16 protein-coding genes and 2 pseudogenes are annotated in these 15,596 nt (G+C 42.1%); 8 read left to right on the top strand and 10 right to left on the bottom strand.

All coding sequences use genetic code 11. The features are described 5' to 3' along the window. The first annotated feature begins 344 nt into the window (after positions 1–344). Entirely contained in the window at positions 345–500 is a 156-nt protein-coding gene (locus NYR53_RS17960; RefSeq protein WP_261306418.1) for a PLDc N-terminal domain-containing protein, read from the top strand. 370 nt (positions 501–870) lie between these two features. On the opposite strand, the gene NYR53_RS17965 is transcribed toward NYR53_RS17960, so the two are convergent. Next, positions 871–1,185, bottom strand: coding sequence for a hypothetical protein (locus NYR53_RS17965; protein WP_261300623.1), 315 nt, complete (start codon positions 1,183–1,185; stop codon positions 871–873). 371 nt (positions 1,186–1,556) lie between these two features. Here NYR53_RS17965 and NYR53_RS17970 point away from each other — a divergent pair, with 371 nt between their 5' ends. From NYR53_RS17970 to NYR53_RS17980, 3 genes are read left to right on the top strand one after another with little or no spacing between them, the layout of a single operon-like run. Beyond that, positions 1,557–2,870: a spore germination protein gene (locus tag NYR53_RS17970; RefSeq protein WP_261300624.1), complete on the top strand. Its 1,314-nt coding sequence runs from the start codon at positions 1,557–1,559 to the stop codon at positions 2,868–2,870. 46 nt (positions 2,871–2,916) lie between these two features. After that, on the top strand, positions 2,917–3,987 hold the full coding sequence (locus NYR53_RS17975) for a GerAB/ArcD/ProY family transporter (protein ID WP_261300625.1): 1,071 nt from the start codon (positions 2,917–2,919) through the stop codon (positions 3,985–3,987). Beyond that, a complete protein-coding gene (locus NYR53_RS17980; protein ID WP_261300626.1) occupies positions 3,984–5,051 on the top strand; it encodes a Ger(x)C family spore germination protein in 1,068 nt (355 codons plus the stop codon). The genes NYR53_RS17975 and NYR53_RS17980 overlap by 4 nt, the downstream gene beginning before the upstream one ends. A gap of 34 nt (positions 5,052–5,085) precedes the next feature. Here NYR53_RS17980 and NYR53_RS17985 read toward each other — a convergent pair whose 3' ends face one another. Together NYR53_RS17985 and NYR53_RS17990 are read right to left on the bottom strand one after the other, a co-directional pair. Then, a complete protein-coding gene (locus NYR53_RS17985) occupies positions 5,086–5,493 on the bottom strand; it encodes a GNAT family N-acetyltransferase (RefSeq protein ID WP_261300627.1) in 408 nt (135 codons plus the stop codon). Between the two features lie 169 nt (positions 5,494–5,662). Then, the gene (locus tag NYR53_RS17990) at positions 5,663–6,052 is read right to left on the bottom strand and encodes a YmaF family protein (RefSeq protein ID WP_261300628.1); all 390 of its coding nucleotides are present in this window, start codon (positions 6,050–6,052) and stop codon (positions 5,663–5,665) included. A gap of 217 nt (positions 6,053–6,269) precedes the next feature. Between NYR53_RS17990 and NYR53_RS17995 the strand changes: the two genes are divergently transcribed. Beyond that, entirely contained in the window at positions 6,270–6,758 is a 489-nt protein-coding gene (locus tag NYR53_RS17995) for a hypothetical protein (RefSeq protein ID WP_261300629.1), read from the top strand. On the opposite strand, the gene NYR53_RS18000 is transcribed toward NYR53_RS17995, so the two are convergent. The 3 genes and pseudogenes from NYR53_RS18000 to NYR53_RS18010 all read right to left on the bottom strand — a co-directional run bounded on the left by NYR53_RS18000 (position 6,755) and on the right by NYR53_RS18010 (position 8,975). Further along, positions 6,755–8,341: a GMC family oxidoreductase gene (locus tag NYR53_RS18000; RefSeq protein WP_261300630.1), complete on the bottom strand. Its 1,587-nt coding sequence runs from the start codon at positions 8,339–8,341 to the stop codon at positions 6,755–6,757. The two genes, NYR53_RS17995 and NYR53_RS18000, sit on opposite strands and share 4 nt — an antisense overlap. Then, positions 8,338–8,448: pseudogene (locus NYR53_RS34655) on the bottom strand (gluconate 2-dehydrogenase subunit 3 family protein); the annotation flags it as partial. The gene NYR53_RS18000 and the pseudogene NYR53_RS34655, both read right to left, overlap by 4 nt. 128 nt (positions 8,449–8,576) lie before the next feature. Then, positions 8,577–8,975, bottom strand: a complete 399-nt coding sequence (locus NYR53_RS18010) for a hypothetical protein (RefSeq protein WP_261300632.1) — start codon at positions 8,973–8,975, stop codon at positions 8,577–8,579. 149 nt (positions 8,976–9,124) lie between these two features. On the opposite strand from NYR53_RS18010, the gene NYR53_RS18015 reads away from it, so the two are divergent. The 3 genes from NYR53_RS18015 (at position 9,125) to NYR53_RS18025 (ending at position 12,887) form a co-directional block, all read left to right on the top strand. Then, positions 9,125–10,783 (top strand): thiamine pyrophosphate-binding protein, encoded by a 1,659-nt coding sequence (locus NYR53_RS18015; RefSeq protein ID WP_261300633.1) that lies wholly within the window; start codon positions 9,125–9,127, stop codon positions 10,781–10,783. Positions 10,784–10,846: 63 nt separating this feature from the next. Next, positions 10,847–11,707 (top strand): SDR family oxidoreductase, encoded by an 861-nt coding sequence (locus NYR53_RS18020; RefSeq protein ID WP_261306419.1) that lies wholly within the window; start codon positions 10,847–10,849, stop codon positions 11,705–11,707. Between the two features lie 61 nt (positions 11,708–11,768). After that, a complete protein-coding gene (locus NYR53_RS18025) occupies positions 11,769–12,887 on the top strand; it encodes a mandelate racemase/muconate lactonizing enzyme family protein (RefSeq protein ID WP_261300634.1) in 1,119 nt (372 codons plus the stop codon). Positions 12,888–13,038: 151 nt separating this feature from the next. Here NYR53_RS18025 and NYR53_RS18030 read toward each other — a convergent pair. From NYR53_RS18030 to NYR53_RS18045, 4 genes and pseudogenes are all read right to left on the bottom strand, one after another. Continuing rightward, positions 13,039–13,266, bottom strand: a pseudogene (locus NYR53_RS18030) (ArsR/SmtB family transcription factor); the annotation flags it as partial. A gap of 160 nt (positions 13,267–13,426) precedes the next feature. Next, on the bottom strand, positions 13,427–14,479 hold the full coding sequence (locus tag NYR53_RS18035) for an LLM class flavin-dependent oxidoreductase (protein ID WP_261300635.1): 1,053 nt from the start codon (positions 14,477–14,479) through the stop codon (positions 13,427–13,429). A 333-nt stretch (positions 14,480–14,812) separates the two neighbouring features. Further along, a complete protein-coding gene (locus NYR53_RS18040) occupies positions 14,813–15,037 on the bottom strand; it encodes a hypothetical protein (protein ID WP_261300636.1) in 225 nt (74 codons plus the stop codon). 113 nt (positions 15,038–15,150) lie between these two features. Next, a complete protein-coding gene (locus NYR53_RS18045) occupies positions 15,151–15,360 on the bottom strand; it encodes a hypothetical protein (RefSeq protein ID WP_261300637.1) in 210 nt (69 codons plus the stop codon). Positions 15,361–15,596: the final 236 nt, after the last annotated feature.

A 15,596-nucleotide genomic window follows, 5' to 3' on the forward strand; every position in this document is an offset into this window, starting at 1 on the left:
ATATTTTATCATATTCTTTTCCTTGTTGCAACTTCTTTTTAAGGATGCTACAGTCATGCCCACAAGAACACATATGTACATGCCAATCGGTCTTATCATTTTCATTATCCCATTATCTCCCTAGTTATATTTATAACTTTAAGAAAATAAATTGAATAAACTACTTCTACACCTTATATTAAATGATCATAAACGAGCAATTACTTACTTACTTACTTACTTACTTACTTACCGTGATTTCATTCCAATTAATAACTCGAAAATGGGGGAAGGCAAACTTGTCTAATAACATTGGTTTTGCATTTAGCTCAGGTATTATTTTATTATTTGCTTTAATATCCTTTATGTTATTTTTGGCACACATAGTTTTATGCGTATGGGCATACCGAGATAGCATAAGGAGAGGTAAAAGTACGGAATTTGCAATAATTATCCTATTAGCAATGTTGTTTTTCCCAATCATTGGTCTGATCGTTTATCTCATTATTCGTAATGATTAGTTCCGGGTCAATTCATCGAAATTTCCACACCCAAGACTCAGAATACAAAAAAAAGAGCTAATGCTCAGCAAGCAAGCTCCTCCACAATCGTATCCGTTAACTTAAGCTGCAGGATTCCGCTCGGTTTGATTTAACATTCGTATTGCCACAGCGTTATATTTAGGTATGACCAACAGAGCATTTCAGAATATTCCGAGGGATTAAAAAGACCCCTTTGGAAGTTGTCCTCCCAATTCCAACGAAATGGAATCACATTCCTTTTTCAATTGGCCTGACATCAACTTTATCCCATAAAATCAGAAATACCGCGATTTACGCGGTATTTAGTGAGACAATGTTCTTTTCACGTGACTATCCTCGCATTGATCTCTTATTGAAGAAAGGAATCGTTTCTAAGCCAAGACCCACCTTCATCAGTGCTCCGGTAACACAACGTTGCAGCTTGGAGTGCTCCCTTTGCCGCTTCCTCTAGTGAATTATAACGGTTTTCCATTGCAACAATAGGTCCGGCATTGTCTGCGCCTCTGTAATAATGACTGAGCTCATAGAAGTAATTGCCCTCCCGATTTTTAAGAATGTTAATTCCAATATATATACCATCTATTCTTGCTTTTAAACATTGGACGACCTCGTGAACGGATTCAATATCTGCATGGACATTCTCGAGCTCAGATAAATTTAACATGCTTTATACCTCCACGTCATCGTTCATATCCACTTCAAAATCAAGGTATCGTGGATAGTTTATCCAGTTTACTGAAATCGATTCAATTTCAGATGTCTGATGTAGGCTGAATCTTTATAATTTATTACTTCATCCATGGGTCCAAGCTCTTTTTGTTCACCATTAATAAAAATTTATATTTTCTCATATTTACACTTCCTGTCTGTTCTGTAATTTCGTAACTCACGATTAGGAATACTTCTGCTCTGTTTATCTAAGTTCATGTCACATTTTATACTTTCTAAGTGGTTCTATAGATCCATTTCTATCTGAACTTAACAGTTGTATATTTTTCACCTTTTGGAAAATAATACTTCCTGGAGGTGTATGAAATGGGAACCTATGTGGAGATGATCAAAAGCAAATCCAAAACACAGCATGACTTGAAAATAGAACAGTTGCATATTGGATCGATCCATGTGTGGATGGTTGGCTATGAATCCATTGTCGAATGGCAAGAAACTATTGCGAACATTTCGAACTGTGGCATTACCACGGAATCCAACTACGAAGAATTATATATGCGCTTATTCGGGCAAGATTGGGATCCGGAAGCTTTGGATGTGCTTTTACAAGGGAAAGTTGCCTTTATCGACTCTAATTTTGAACAAGCGTTCAGTTTTCAAGGTAAACTCAAGACACTTGCCAGAGCAATAGACAAAGCGGAAAACGAGTCCATGCCCTTTTCACCTGCTATTGTTTTTATGGAGCCAATATCCACAAATATAGGGATACTTCGTAAATCTATAAATTCACATTGTTTAGAGGTCGAAGGTTTCCAATTCAATGGCGTAGGAACAAAAGAGGCATCATTAGTTTACTTGTCAGAGTGTGTAGATAAAGGTTTACTTAATCATGTCAGGCATACTTTGAACAATGCTTCCGAGCAAGACCTCCGGAACGGACAAGATCTCATCCGAATTTTCGGATACAACCGATTTCATCTAGTGTCGCCTTTTCATAAAACGGAAATTCCCGGACAAGCGGTCACGTCCATGATGCATGGTAGAGTCATTCTACTAATCGACGGTGAGCCGACCGCACATGTGCTCCCCTTACTATTCGGAGATTTTATTGCTTTGGATTGGGATAGACAATTTCCAGTTTTAGTTATGATTGTGTTGCGTTCTTTGCGCTTACTCAGCCTATTAATCGCACTTTTGACTCCAGGCCTTTATGTGGCTCTAGTATCTGTAAATCCGGAGACATTACGTATTGAATTGGCTCTTTCCATCGCTACAAGTCGGATTGGAATACCTTTGCCTACTTTTTTAGAAATGCTGCTGCTCCTTATCATCAGTGAAATCATAGTTGAAGCGACTCAGCGTTTACCCAAAAGTATTGCTGCAGCGAATACACTTATCGGAGGAATTATCCTTGGACAAGCAATTGTTGAAGCAAAACTGGTCAGCAGCTTGGTCATTATTGTACTATCGGCCTCCGTAACAGCCAACTTTGCTTTTCCGAATTATTTGAATACTTTAGTGATTAGAATGCTGCGTTCGGGCATTGTCGTGTTGTCAGGTATTTTCGGTATTTTTGGCATATTTGCTGCCTTTCTCGGCATATGTTATTACGCTTGCAGCTTACAGCGTTTCGGTGTTCCTTTTATGAATTTTCTCTCCCCCAAAAAGCTAGGACAATGACTCTGGGAAAGAAGTGACACAATTGATAGACCGATGGATTTCTAATATGACAGCTCCTATTTTTTTCATTGCTGCCCATTGCAGCATCATTTTTACTGCTTATACTCGCTCCATTCTTGCTACTACAGATTATGGCCATTGGGAGCCGGCATGTATAAACATGGTGGTAGAGCTTGTACTTTTACTGTTTCTACTTCAGGGTCTGCGCAAAGCCGGGAGCTTGGACTATTCAGACTTATTCTTGCCTCTCGGAAAATGGATCAGTACAGCACTGCTACTGCCTCTTATCATTTACATCCTGATTATTCCAATCTTATCAGTTCGCTTCTTTGCAGAATTGATGCAAATTGTCTTCATCTCAAGATCGCCATTATATGCTATTTTGGCATTATTATGTTTGCTCATGCTATTTGGATCATCAATTGGTCCTCAAGGCATTATGAGGGCCAGCACATTGACGACACTCATCAATATGCCCATTCTTTTATTCGCCTTATCGGCATGCCTCACGAATTCCAAGTTTGTAAAGATTTATCCTCTGGTAAATCTCAGTATGGATTTTTTGGTTGAAGGGAAAATGTTAACAACACTGTTTTCGATCTGCCCCTTCCTACTTCTAGGTATGCTGCCTCCCATTTGTAAGGTTCAAATGAAATCCATCTTGTTCACCTTACTCCCCATTGCTTTGCTGTACATTAGTATCGTTTATATTCCCATCCTTATTTATGGAGTCAATGCAGCGAAAGTTTTGAATTTTCCGTTGATGACAAGCTTGGACACCGTTAATATTACTTGGTCCATTTTCAATCGCATCTCTTTATTCTATGCTGTCGCTTTACTGGCTTTCGTCATGACACTTTCTACTTTCTCTCTTTGGTCTACAACGCTCATGCTTCATAAAATGATACCGAGATGGCAAGAGAAATATATTAGGTCCGGTCTTACTTTGATTGTGTATGTGGTCAGCCTACTTATTCCTTCTTGGAATAAGTACGTTGAGATATTTACTAAGGATACTTGGTTTCGCTTAATGATTTACATGATTATCCCAGTTGCTGTTTATTTTCGCGGAAGATTTATTGAAAGTCAGGAGAGAAAGCGAGTTCTGTTAAAATGACGCGTCAGCTCAATACAATCATTTTATTGTTTACCTGTGTACTAACATTAACAGGCTGCTGGGATATCAAAGATGTCAATCATCGCGTACTCCCAATCGTCATGGGGATTTCCTATGGTGAAACGAAGAAATATAGGGTGCATATTCAAATTCCCCTACCGTATAGCCGTGGTTTAAATTCTAAGGTATATTTTAAGGAAGCTGATACAATTAGTAAGGCACTTACTGAAATTGACACGGACATTGAAGCGGGCATTGACTTTATGCATCTTCAATTGATTATGTTTGATCGTAAGGTCGCTGAAGAGGGAATTCAAGAGGAAATAGCCTTTATCATGCGAAGTCAACATATGCCTACTAAGGCTCTTATTGCGATAACTTCAGAAGATATGGGCAAAATCCTAAACCATACAGGAAAAACCATTCAAACTGATTTCAGCGCACTGATCAATTTTTTCAATAAAAACGCAGGCTGGAGCCCCGAAATTAATCTTGCTTATCTTTGGGATACCTTTGGAGCTATTCATTCTGATACGGAAGATGTGACTATCCCGATTCTACGCTCTGGAAAATCAACCATGCTCGAATTTCTTGGCTCAGCCGTGATGTCGAAGGATAGCATGAAAGGTGAAATTTCAAGAGAACAATCACTTTTGGTTAACTTATTTGAAGAGCTGTTTCAAGGCTCTGTGGTTCAAGTGACTCATCAAGCAAGTGTAGCCATCGTCAAATGTAACAACAAGATTCATACCTCTTGGCGGAATCACGAGCCCGTCCTGCAGATGCAAATGCAAATCTCGCTGCATCTCATTGAAAATAACGGTGGCCTGGACGTACGACAATTAGAAACAACATTTTCGAATGACATGGTGAAAAAGTATAAAGATCTATTCAAGCAACTTCAAACTAAAAAGTCGGACGCCTTGGGCACTGGTGAATATTTCAGAAATAAGATGACATTCGATAAGTTAAAGGATTGGCGTGAAATCTATTATCCTCAGCTTTTAACAGAGATCGAGATTAATAGTCGAATTACAAATACAGGTGATATCGAAGACAGATAAATTACACATATAACCAAAGTCAATTAAACAATTTTTATATTTTTTTAGTCAGAATGATTTCCAACGGCTCATCTTCGAGTAATAAACACCCTGCATCGCGATATCCTAATTTTCTGTAGAAGTGTTGTGCCTCTTCATTTGCCAGAGTAGAGGTCATGACCAACTTAAAACCCTTTGCTTTCATATCTTCTTCCCAAAAAAGGACGACTTGCTTACCTAAACCTTGGCGTCGATATTGTCCTTCAACCCAAATCATATTCATAAATGGCGTGTTGTCCCAGAAATATCCGTACCTCATAAAGCCAATATTATTTTCATTTTCATCCCGCAGGATATAGATCTCTTTTCCGCTAATTTTTTGTAATATTAAACCCTGTAAAATATGATGATCACGCTCCTGAATATATCCAAAGTCTAAATTACTTGCAATAACGATTTTCATCTCTATCCCCCCTGTATATCGCGTCAACAACAATGATATCCATATTTTAACACAACTGAATTAAGATAACTGCCCGTCCCTCGGTTTAGCTAAATATCGGACTAAGCAAAAAAGCGCCGTATGCAGGCGCTTTTTGCTGTTTACCTTTCTATAGCTTAGCAACGTAAAATTAACAAACCTCATTCCCTGTGGTTCCTTTGTAATGATGAGAATGTGGATGCATGCCATTTACAGTTGAATATCCTTCAAAATAATGAACATGCCCTCCTGCGGGAAGATCTATTGCTGGACCTGTTACCCCGTCAATAATATGAGTGTAACCGTCATTCATGGAAGTAACTGTATGGTAACGATGAAAGTGAGGGACACCTGTCGGAGCTGGTTCAGTAATACCAATATATTCATGTGCATGCCCATCGTTTAAAGAGGTAATGCCTGAAAACATGTGCTTGTGTAGATAAGGCATGCCATCCCAAGAAGTAATATACAATCCATGTGAATGATCGGATAATGAGTCATCTGAGTGGAATACAAACCCTGTTACAGGTATCTTATTCATTTATTCTCTCCTTTTCCCAATTTACTTACACTATGTAGGATTAAAGGAGTTTGACATAGGCACAAGCACAGGTGAAATGTTTTCGAAAAAAAGAATAATATACATATTGTGAGCAAACTGTCCGGCATTTTTAGCCCTATTTTAGCAGTTTCCTATATTTCTATATTGAAAATAAATAGTCCTCCGTTTAAGGTGAACTTAAAAGGAGGGCTATTTGATGTTTCGAAAATTGTTTCAAGCCTATAAATGGAGGAAACTAAGGATTCGCATTTGGGAGAAAAGACTGCTCCAACAATTACAACTCATTTCGCTCCGGCATACTCCTGCCTTACACTGCACGCTGCATGTTTCGTCAGGACCGTTTTATGGCGGTTCGGCCATGATCGATCGGCAATATAAACGAGCCAAAATTTTTATTCATATTCCATTTGATCGCTATGTTACGCCCGATGAACGTCAGGTGTTATCCCGATATTCAATCACGACCAATGCACTGCCTTATTTTATTTTCTTTCATGAATATTATCATCTTATGGATGCTTTAGATCATTTGCGTACTTATGAAAGCAAGAACCTGAACACGTATCAATCCGCTCTGAAAGAAGCCGCTCTGAAGACAAAGAACTATCGGAACCTTGATATTGAACAGCGCGCGGATGACTTTGCTTATCACCAATATGTGAAGCAATTAAAAAAGGCCGGTTAGACCGGCCTCGCCAATTCCAGCTTCTTCGCTTTCTCTTTGATATAATCTGCTGTCCTTAGCGCTAGCGACATGACCGTATTCGTAGGATTTCCGGCACCTGAGGTGACAAAAATGCTTGCATCGCAGACAAAAAGATTAGGTATGTCGTGAGTTTGTCCATATGAATTAACGACTGAGGACTCTGGATCATTTCCCATCCGGCAGCCCCCCATCATATGAGCGGTGTCCGGAATGACGAATTCGACTTTGCCTCCAGCTGCCTCGAGAATTGCGCTCATGTTACCGACGGCATGATCGATGAGTTTCCTGTCATTATCACCGTAGCTGAACGTTACTTTTGCACGAGGCAAGCCATACTCATCTTTTTCATCTGCTAAAGTCACCCGATTATCCGCACTTGGCAGTACTTCTCCGACCAAAGTAACCCTTCCGTAGTAATTGTAATTCAGCAATGCCTCCCTGAGTCGCTCACCCCAAATCGGTCCGCCCTTTGCTTGCGAAATTCCGCCCGCAAAACCGACCGGTCTTGCTCCATGCGCGTGCAGGGTATATCCACGGACGAAATTGTTAGTAGGATCTGTGCGGTAAAAATCCTGGGTCGTCGCCAGTACGGGAGTCCCTTTGTAAAGCCTGATTTCTTCATTGAATTTAGCATAGACGTCTTGACTGCTGTGCACCATAACGGATTTTCCGACCCAGCCGCTGCTGTTGGCAAGTCCATTTGAAAATTGGGCATTTGCGGAATTGAGAAGCAAACGAGGCGTTTCTACGACAAAAGCTGATAAAATCACAAGCTTTGCTTTTTGTTCGTACGTTTTGCCATCGTGGACAAAAGTGACTCCTTTAGCTCTGCCATCCTTCCCCATCATTACCTGTGTCACCATACAGTCGGCCAGCACCTCAGCTCCGGCTTTGATCGCTTTGGGAATATGAACGATCAATGTGCTAAATTTAGCATCCGGCATGCATCCCTGATTGCAAAAGCCTCGATTAATACACGGAGGGCGGCCTTCAAACGGCGCTGAGAGAATCGCAAGAGGTGCAACAGAAGAACGAATGCCGAGCTTTTCGCAGCCGTTCATAAACATATATGCGTTTGGGCTAAGGGGTTCCCTTTCCGGATAAGGATAAGGACCATGATAATCCCCCCAAGGAAAATGCTTCGGGCCTGATACAGCAATTTCTTTCTCGATTTTTGAATAATACGGTTCCAGATCCTCATAGTCGATCGGCCAATCGTCCGCAACGCCATCCATCGATTTTGCTTTAAAATCCGCTTGGTGAAAGCGCAAGAAAACGGCTGTAAAGTGGACGGTTCCCCCGCCGATTCCCCGTCCGGAATTGTTGTGCCCCATTTGCAGCGGGTCATGTCCGTCTACAATCCGGGTATCCTGCCAACCCAAATTTTTCATAGAAAGTTCATCGCTGGCGAAATCTTTTTGCGGGTCCCGAAATGGTCCTGCATCCAAAATGACAACACTCATGCCGGCTTCGCTTAATTCTTTGGCCAGTACTCCGCCTGCAGCCCCCGCACCTACGATCACTACATCTACTTCTTCTCCTTCGTATCTACGTTTCATCATCGTTCAGGCTGAGCCTCCCATGGATCCAATTGTCCTCGCTCCGTACGTACATATCCCCTTGGATAAGCAGGACCAGCGTAACCGATTTCGGACCATACTTTCGGATGCGGTCAGAAAATGAGAGCTAATTTCTGAATACAGCCGTGAGGTTACGATCGATTGCGTATGGTCATCCCACTCATCCTGTTCGTTCATGACATCGAATGAGGGGTAGTGGCTTACTTTGTGCATCTGATCACCCAACCTTCCAGTAGATTGCGATCAATCCTAGTACACTAAGCGCCGAAAACATTAACGGCAGTGTGACGGGAGGACCAATGAGAAAGTTTCGTAAAGCCCATCCGCCAACCCGAATACCGACTCCTCGAAAATGAAAATAAAATCCAATCAAACCGGCAACTGCACCAAACCACATAAGCACCATAAACAAGGTGTGCAACCAAGGAACGTTATACCAGGTCAGAATCAAACCTGCTATCAGGAAAATGGGAGAGGAAATGACGGGTACCCACATCGCTTTATGAGTAAAATTTTGCCGGTAATGAAACATCGTTACCTGTATGCCAATCACGAGAAAGGCTAAGCTGACAAATAAGATTAGGACTCGATCAATTGACCACATAGACCAATTCATAAGGGATCCTCGCTTCCATCGTAGTAATGTCGTTTCAAATTATTTCCTCAACTTAACAAATATATTCCAAATATAAGCATAACGAGTAATAAATGAAAATTAGATTCGACATACTACATGGAAACGAAACTAGGAGTATAAGGATAGCGATGTTAAACACTGTAGACAATCATGTATCTAATAAAACTCCTTCGAACCTTCAACACTTCACTGTTGCGGGTCTGATTCTAGAGCAGCTTCGAATCTTGGGTGTTGAACGGATTTATGGTGTCGTGGGAGATGCTGTCTTCGGACTTATGGATGCCATAGCTAAACAAGAGTCGATTTCATTTAAGGCAGTTCGACACGAATCCGTCGCCGCCTTGATGGCTTCTGCAGAAGCGAAATTAACTGGTCGACTTGGTGTTTGTATCGCCCAGATGGGCCCAGGACTGGCCAATCTCATTAATGGTTTAGGCGACGCCTACTTGGATAAAGCACCTGTGCTGGCCATCAGCGGACAAGCGCCGCTCAATAAAATCGGTACATATTATAAGCAATATATCAATCAACAGATGTTAGTCCATGCTTTATCTCCATACAGTCAACTTATCGTTCATCCGGATGCTGTGATCGACTCATTGAAACAGGCCGTGCACACATCTGTATTGCATCGAACCGTATCGCACTTGTCCATCCCTGAAGATTTATTTGCTAAGTTAACAACCGCACAGCCATTTGAACGTCCTGATATTTCCCTTCCCTTAACAGGTTCAGAAGTATTGCAGCAAATCCTGCATCGTTTACGTTCCGCTAAAAAACCTATGATTCTTGTAGGCAATGGAGCTCGAGCAGCTCAAGAATGGATTCAGACTTTAGCGGAAATATGGGGCTGTGGTATCGCCCTAAGTTATGGAGCCACTGGAATCATCCCTGATGCAAATCCATGGATGTTAAGCGGGCTTGGCGAAGGCGGCAACCCTTTGCTCACTGAAATGTTTCAACATGCGGATGTTGTCCTCTCTATTGAAACGTCTTGGTGGCCGGATGGTTATGTTCCCCATGCAGCGCAGGTGATTCAAGTCGCCAAACATCAGGCAGACGTCGGTGCTGCCGTTCCCGTTGATATTGGAGTCGTCGGAGATCCGGTGAGCATCATTCCACCACTCATTGAGGGATTAAAGGATCATGTGCCCAACCAAGCATGGCTAGTCCAGATTCAGCAATGCAAGCAGGCTTGGTCGGTGCAAACCGAGGTTGAGCGAAATCATTCATCCTCCCCGCTTCACCCTGCAAGCGTTATCCAACAGATTGAGCACAATATGGACGAGGACGCTATTATTGCTTTAGATGAAGGCGATGCAACCCTCTGGTTTTTAAGAAATTTTCGGGCAAAACGACAACAGATTCTGCTCTCGAACAGGTGGCGAACCATGGGGTTCGGTCTGCCTGCGGCCATGTCGGCCAAATTATGCTCTCCGGAAAAACAAGTCATTTGTATCACGGGGGATGGCGGCTTAGGGATGGTTATGGCCGACTTGATTACCGCCATACGATATAACCTTCCTATAACGGTAGTTGTTTTTAATAACGGTACCCTGCAAATGGAGAGGGATAAAATGTTCATAAAGGGGCTACAACCTGAAGGAACCGAACTGACAAATCCCGATTTCGCAATGGTGGCGGAAGCTTGCGGATGGCATGCATATCGTGTCAACAATAACGAACATTTAAATGAAGCATTGAAACAATCGCGAACCAGCGGTAAACCGGTTTTGCTTGATGTATCTATAGCCCGGATTCCATACCCGGATTTCACATTACAATAATAAGTAGGAGAACAAATCATGACATCGACAACAACGCAAAATCCATGTGAATTACAAACACAGATGCAACCGCCAGTGCCTCCCTATCCTTTGCAGCATCAGGATCAGCAGCCCGGCATCGAGTCGCAAATGAACCCGCGCCCCCTTTTTGATAATCCCAACTACAAAGGCAGTGGAAAACTGAAAGATAAAGTGGCGGTCATTACTGGTGGCGATAGCGGCCAAGGGCGGGCAATTGCTGGCGCTTATGCGAAAGAAGGCGCGGATGTTGTCATCATATACCTGAGCGAGCATGCCGATGCGGAAGAAACCAAACAATTTGTAGAACAAAAAGGACGCCGTTGTCTGACTATCGCTGGTGATATCGGAAGCGAGGCGTTTTGCAATCAAGTCGTGAAACAAACGATTGAGAAATTCGGCAAACTGGATATTCTCATTAACAATGCAGCGGAACAGCATGTCCAGAATAGCTTGGACAATATCACGTCCGAACAAATGGAAAAAACGTTTCGAACGAATTTTTTCTCCGTTTTCTATTTATCTAAAGCAGTTTTACCACATATGAAACCAGGCAGTACGATCATCAATGCGGCATCGCTTACGGCTTATGAAGGAAACGAACAATTGATGGATTATTCAGCGACCAAAGGAGCCATTGTCGCCTTCACACGTTCCCTTTCCAAGTCCCTGATCAGCAAGGGCATTCGAGTCAACGGCGTCGTCCCTGGAACGATATGGACTCCACTCATTCCCGCTTCTTTCCCAGCGGATCAAGTAGCAAATTGGGGCGCTAAAACTCCGATGAAACGCGCGGGTCAACCCTATGAGATTGCTCCAGCTTATGTTTATTTGGCATCGGACGATTCCTCTTACGTTTCCGGACAATTTCTTCATATCACCGGTGGCGTAATTACGAACAGTTAGGCAGGTAAAATCACGAAAAGGCCACGTTGAAGTGGTTAGAACAGGTTGGAGGTTCTGCTTGATGTATATTCGAAAAATTGATACCTTTCCGCTCTTTTACCGACTTCCAAAACCATATGGGGACGCCAACGGTATGAAAACATACCGAACTTGCTATCTCATCCGGATAACGACCGATACAGGTGTCGAAGGCTGGGGCGAATGCGTCGATTGGCTTCCAACCTTGCATAAAGGTTTTCATGAACGAATCATTCCCAATTTAATCGGTAAGCCTGTATTGAACAGAATCCAATTAGTGGGAGCCTTACAAAAATGGCATCCTCGTTCATCTGCGGCCGTTAGTATGGCTTTAACCGAGATTATGGCCAAAACATGCAGTGTTTCTATTTGCGACTTGTGGGGCGGCAAGTTTCGTGAAAAAGTACCTGTGTATGCCTCGTTTCAGTCCTACTCTGAAGAGTTGGATTGGCAAAAACATTCCTTGAACGAGATTGATAAAGCGATCAACCAAGGATTTGACAAATTGAAAGTGAAAATAGGCGGAAAATCAATCTTTGAGGATCAACAGCATATCGTCTCTGTGCAGAAACTATTACAAGGAAAGATTTCAATGGCTTTGGATGCGAACCAAAGTTATGACCTTACTGCCGTACTACAATGGCAATCACTGCTTGCAACTTGGTCCAATCTTCTATGGGTTGAAGAGCCGTTGGATATCAAGCACATTAACGAATATGCTCAACTAAGAAACCGTTTAACTACACCTTTGGCTGGTGGCGAGAATTTAGAAAGCGTAACGGATTTCATTCCTATTCTCAGCAAACATGCTTTGGATTATATTACGCCTGATCCTATGCACATGGCCGGGGTAGACGGTTACAGGGAAACGTTAAGACTTGCCAGAAATTTTGGCATACGTGCAACGCCGCACTCTTTTGATGGAGCGTTATCACGATTGTACGCCATTTTCGCTCAGGCAAATTTGGAGCCTTGGGGTAAAATGGGAGTGGACACAATAGAGCCTGTAGAATGGGATGTCATGGATAATCCTTTTTTAAACTTGTTCCCTATTCACCCTTTGAATGGAGAAGTATCGATTCCATTGGGGTGTGGAATTGGTGTCGAAATAGATTTGGATATACTTGCCCATTATCAATGGGATGGAAGCAGTTATCTGTAGAAATTACGAATGTACTGACAAAAAAACTAATGAACGCTAGCTTGTAGATTTTCCAAGTATTACTCATTTAATCCCCAATTCTTTAACCAGGATAGCTAAATAATCCATCTCCAAAATGTCGTGTACTGAAAATCCAAGGATAATGTTAAACTCATTCTTCTTCCTCCAATAGTTGGTTCAAACGCAACATATTCGTACTCCAAAACTTGTTGTAGAAAGCCGCCCAATCTTGAACTTCTCGGAGCGGAGAGGCATTCAGCCTAAATCGTGTTTCTCTGCCGACTTTTCGGTCATGTACCAGTCCGGCCTCTTTAAGGATTGTCAAATGCTTGGATACCGCTGTACGGCCAATTTGAAACTGTACCGTTAATTCAAATAGTCTGTCGCTAACTATGCTAAACAGGGGTAAGCTTCGCTTTCACCAAACCCAAAAAACATATTATCCTTTAACAAAAGGTAAGTCTGCAGAAGCAGGCTTACCTTTGTTTAATTTTGACATATGACATGGCTAAGCCTCTTGCATGAATGTATTCTCCTTTTTATCCATTGTCAGCTTCCCATCTTGCGACCTCTTCCCGAACTCGCGGTGCGACTTCTGTTCCCAATAGTTCAATGGATTTCATAACATCCTCATGTGGCATACTGCCGGCAGGTAAATGTAGGAAAAATCGTGAAAAGCCTAAATGTTTTTGCATATAAATAATTTTGTTGGCCACCGTTTCGGGATCGCCTACGTAGAATGCGCCATCTGGGCTGCATGAGGCATCGAATTGTGAGCGGTTATAATGTCCCCAACCACGCTCTTTACTCATTGAATTAAACACTGCCTGAGTAGGAGGGAAATACTTTTCGGCCGCAAGCGAGGCACTCTCCGCAACGAACCCGAGTGAGTGCACGGCTATCTTTAATTTCGATGCATCATGTCCTGCAAGAGTAGCAGCGTTCTTATAGAGCGGCACGAGCGGAGCAAATTGTAATGGGCTCCCGCCAATGATCGCCAAAACAAGAGGAAGTCCCAGCTCCCCTGCTCGTATTACCGATTGTGCATTACCCCCACTGCCAAGCCACACCGGTAACTGCTTTTGAACTGGACGCGGATAAACACCCAGATTCGTAAGGGCAGGTCGATGCTTTCCTTTCCAGGATATCTTCTCCGAGTCCCTTAATTTTAATAATAGTTCCAATTTTTCCGCGTAAAGCTCATCATAGTCTTTTAAATCATAACCAAACAATGGAAACGCATCGACCATAGATCCTCGACCCGCGATAATCTCAGCACGACCATTTGAAATACCATCGAGCGTGGCAAATTGCTGAAACAAACGTACTGGATCAACAGCAGAGAGCACGGTAACCGAACTGGTTAAGCGTATCCTTTTGGTCATGGACGCCGCTGCAGCCAGCACAACGACTGTAGCGGAATCCGCAAATTCCTTACGGTGATGCTCACCGACCCCAAATATATCCAACCCAACCTGATCGGCAAGGACGATTTCTTCCACAACCTCACGCAACCGCTCCGCATGACTTATCGTCTTGCCCGTTGTAACATCCGGAGTCGTTTCGACAAATGTATCTATCCCTATTTCCATTTTCAAATCCCCCTAAATACAAAGTTATATTAAAATCCTTCTTTCAAAAGAATCCGACCCACCATTTTTTGGCTTTGCCTTCACGATTCGTGATACCATACTCGATTTTCTTAATCACGTTTGAACCAAAAAATACCTAAGATTATTTATCCTAATATTAGATAATATAATGTTAGAATTTAATTCTGTCAACCTGTAAAAGAAACTCTGCGAAGAGAACTCATGTCAGATCATTCTCCGGCTCGGAGTCTTTTATCTGCTCGCTTGCAAGTTTAAATACAAGCAAATAGGGCAGCAGCCATAATTGAGCTGCCACCCTATTTGGGAAAACTCTTATTCCACAATATTGATTTTCACATTGATGTTGCCTCTTGTAGCTTTGGAGTACGGACATATTTGATGCGCCCCTTCAGCAATTGAGAAATCCGGATTTCGCAAAATTAGGGCATAAATCTGTCTCAAGTTTCTCAGCTCTTGTAAAAATCTGTAGTCGAACATGGCAATAGCGATAATACTGAATACTTGGATAATGGCACTAAATGCAAGTCTAATTGACAAGAACTTGATGTCATAAATGAAAGGAACTTCATCCCATCTAAACATAAAACATCGCCTACAAACTTGGCGATGTTTTATGTTTAGCGAACTTATTCATTTAGAATCCTAAGCTTTTACTTGTGATTTTTCCCTTCATGGTAGTCTTCCCATAATGGACCGATGTATTTTTCTAATGTTTTAACAATAACATCTCTTTGGCTCTCTTTGACATTTCCAATATCATTTGCAATATCATTTCTGACTCGTATGAGCACAAATAAAGGTGGTAAGTCAGACTCACGGAAAGCCTTAATCATGGATTCTTCTTGTGGTGTAATATCCAAAAAGCATTCTCTCCCTTCCAGTTCGATTATACACATTAATTTTCACACTCTGGGGACACTTGGCTGCTGCTTCCGTTCCGCTTTACTAATTCCTCAAAAATTCAATTTCACACTCTCCTTCTGCTCGAGATAATCTCATTCTAAACCCTGACGTCTGTGTTAAGGTCAAGCGAAAAAATAAGTGATGACCAATGAGCCACTACCTATCGGTAAAAAAAATGAGCAGTTGCTGTGGC

Origin of the sequence: Paenibacillus andongensis (genome assembly GCF_025369935.1) — a bacterium.
Lineage (GTDB): Bacteria > Bacillota > Bacilli > Paenibacillales > NBRC-103111 > Paenibacillus_E > Paenibacillus_E andongensis.

Bases quoted from the DNA above. Each gene is read 5' to 3' on its own strand.
- NYR53_RS17960 (WP_261306418.1), top strand. From the start codon at position 345: ATGTTATTTTTGGCACACATAGTTTTATGCGTATGGGCATACCGAGAT.
- NYR53_RS17985 (WP_261300627.1), bottom strand. From the start codon at position 5,493: ATGAAAATCGTTATTGCAAGTAATTTAGACTTTGGATATATTCAGGAG.
- NYR53_RS18035 (WP_261300635.1), bottom strand. From the start codon at position 14,479: ATGGAAATAGGGATAGATACATTTGTCGAAACGACTCCGGATGTTACA.
- NYR53_RS18010 (WP_261300632.1), bottom strand. From the start codon at position 8,975: ATGAATTGGTCTATGTGGTCAATTGATCGAGTCCTAATCTTATTTGTC.
- NYR53_RS18025 (WP_261300634.1), top strand. From the start codon at position 11,769: ATGTATATTCGAAAAATTGATACCTTTCCGCTCTTTTACCGACTTCCA.
- NYR53_RS17970 (WP_261300624.1), top strand. From the start codon at position 1,557: ATGGGAACCTATGTGGAGATGATCAAAAGCAAATCCAAAACACAGCAT.
- NYR53_RS17975 (WP_261300625.1), top strand. From the start codon at position 2,917: ATGACAGCTCCTATTTTTTTCATTGCTGCCCATTGCAGCATCATTTTT.
- NYR53_RS17995 (WP_261300629.1), top strand. From the start codon at position 6,270: ATGTTTCGAAAATTGTTTCAAGCCTATAAATGGAGGAAACTAAGGATT.
- NYR53_RS18015 (WP_261300633.1), top strand. From the start codon at position 9,125: ATGTTAAACACTGTAGACAATCATGTATCTAATAAAACTCCTTCGAAC.
- NYR53_RS18000 (WP_261300630.1), bottom strand. From the start codon at position 8,341: ATGATGAAACGTAGATACGAAGGAGAAGAAGTAGATGTAGTGATCGTA.
- NYR53_RS18020 (WP_261306419.1), top strand. From the start codon at position 10,847: ATGCAACCGCCAGTGCCTCCCTATCCTTTGCAGCATCAGGATCAGCAG.
- NYR53_RS17980 (WP_261300626.1), top strand. From the start codon at position 3,984: ATGACGCGTCAGCTCAATACAATCATTTTATTGTTTACCTGTGTACTA.
- NYR53_RS17990 (WP_261300628.1), bottom strand. From the start codon at position 6,052: ATGAATAAGATACCTGTAACAGGGTTTGTATTCCACTCAGATGACTCA.
- NYR53_RS17965 (WP_261300623.1), bottom strand. From the start codon at position 1,185: ATGTTAAATTTATCTGAGCTCGAGAATGTCCATGCAGATATTGAATCC.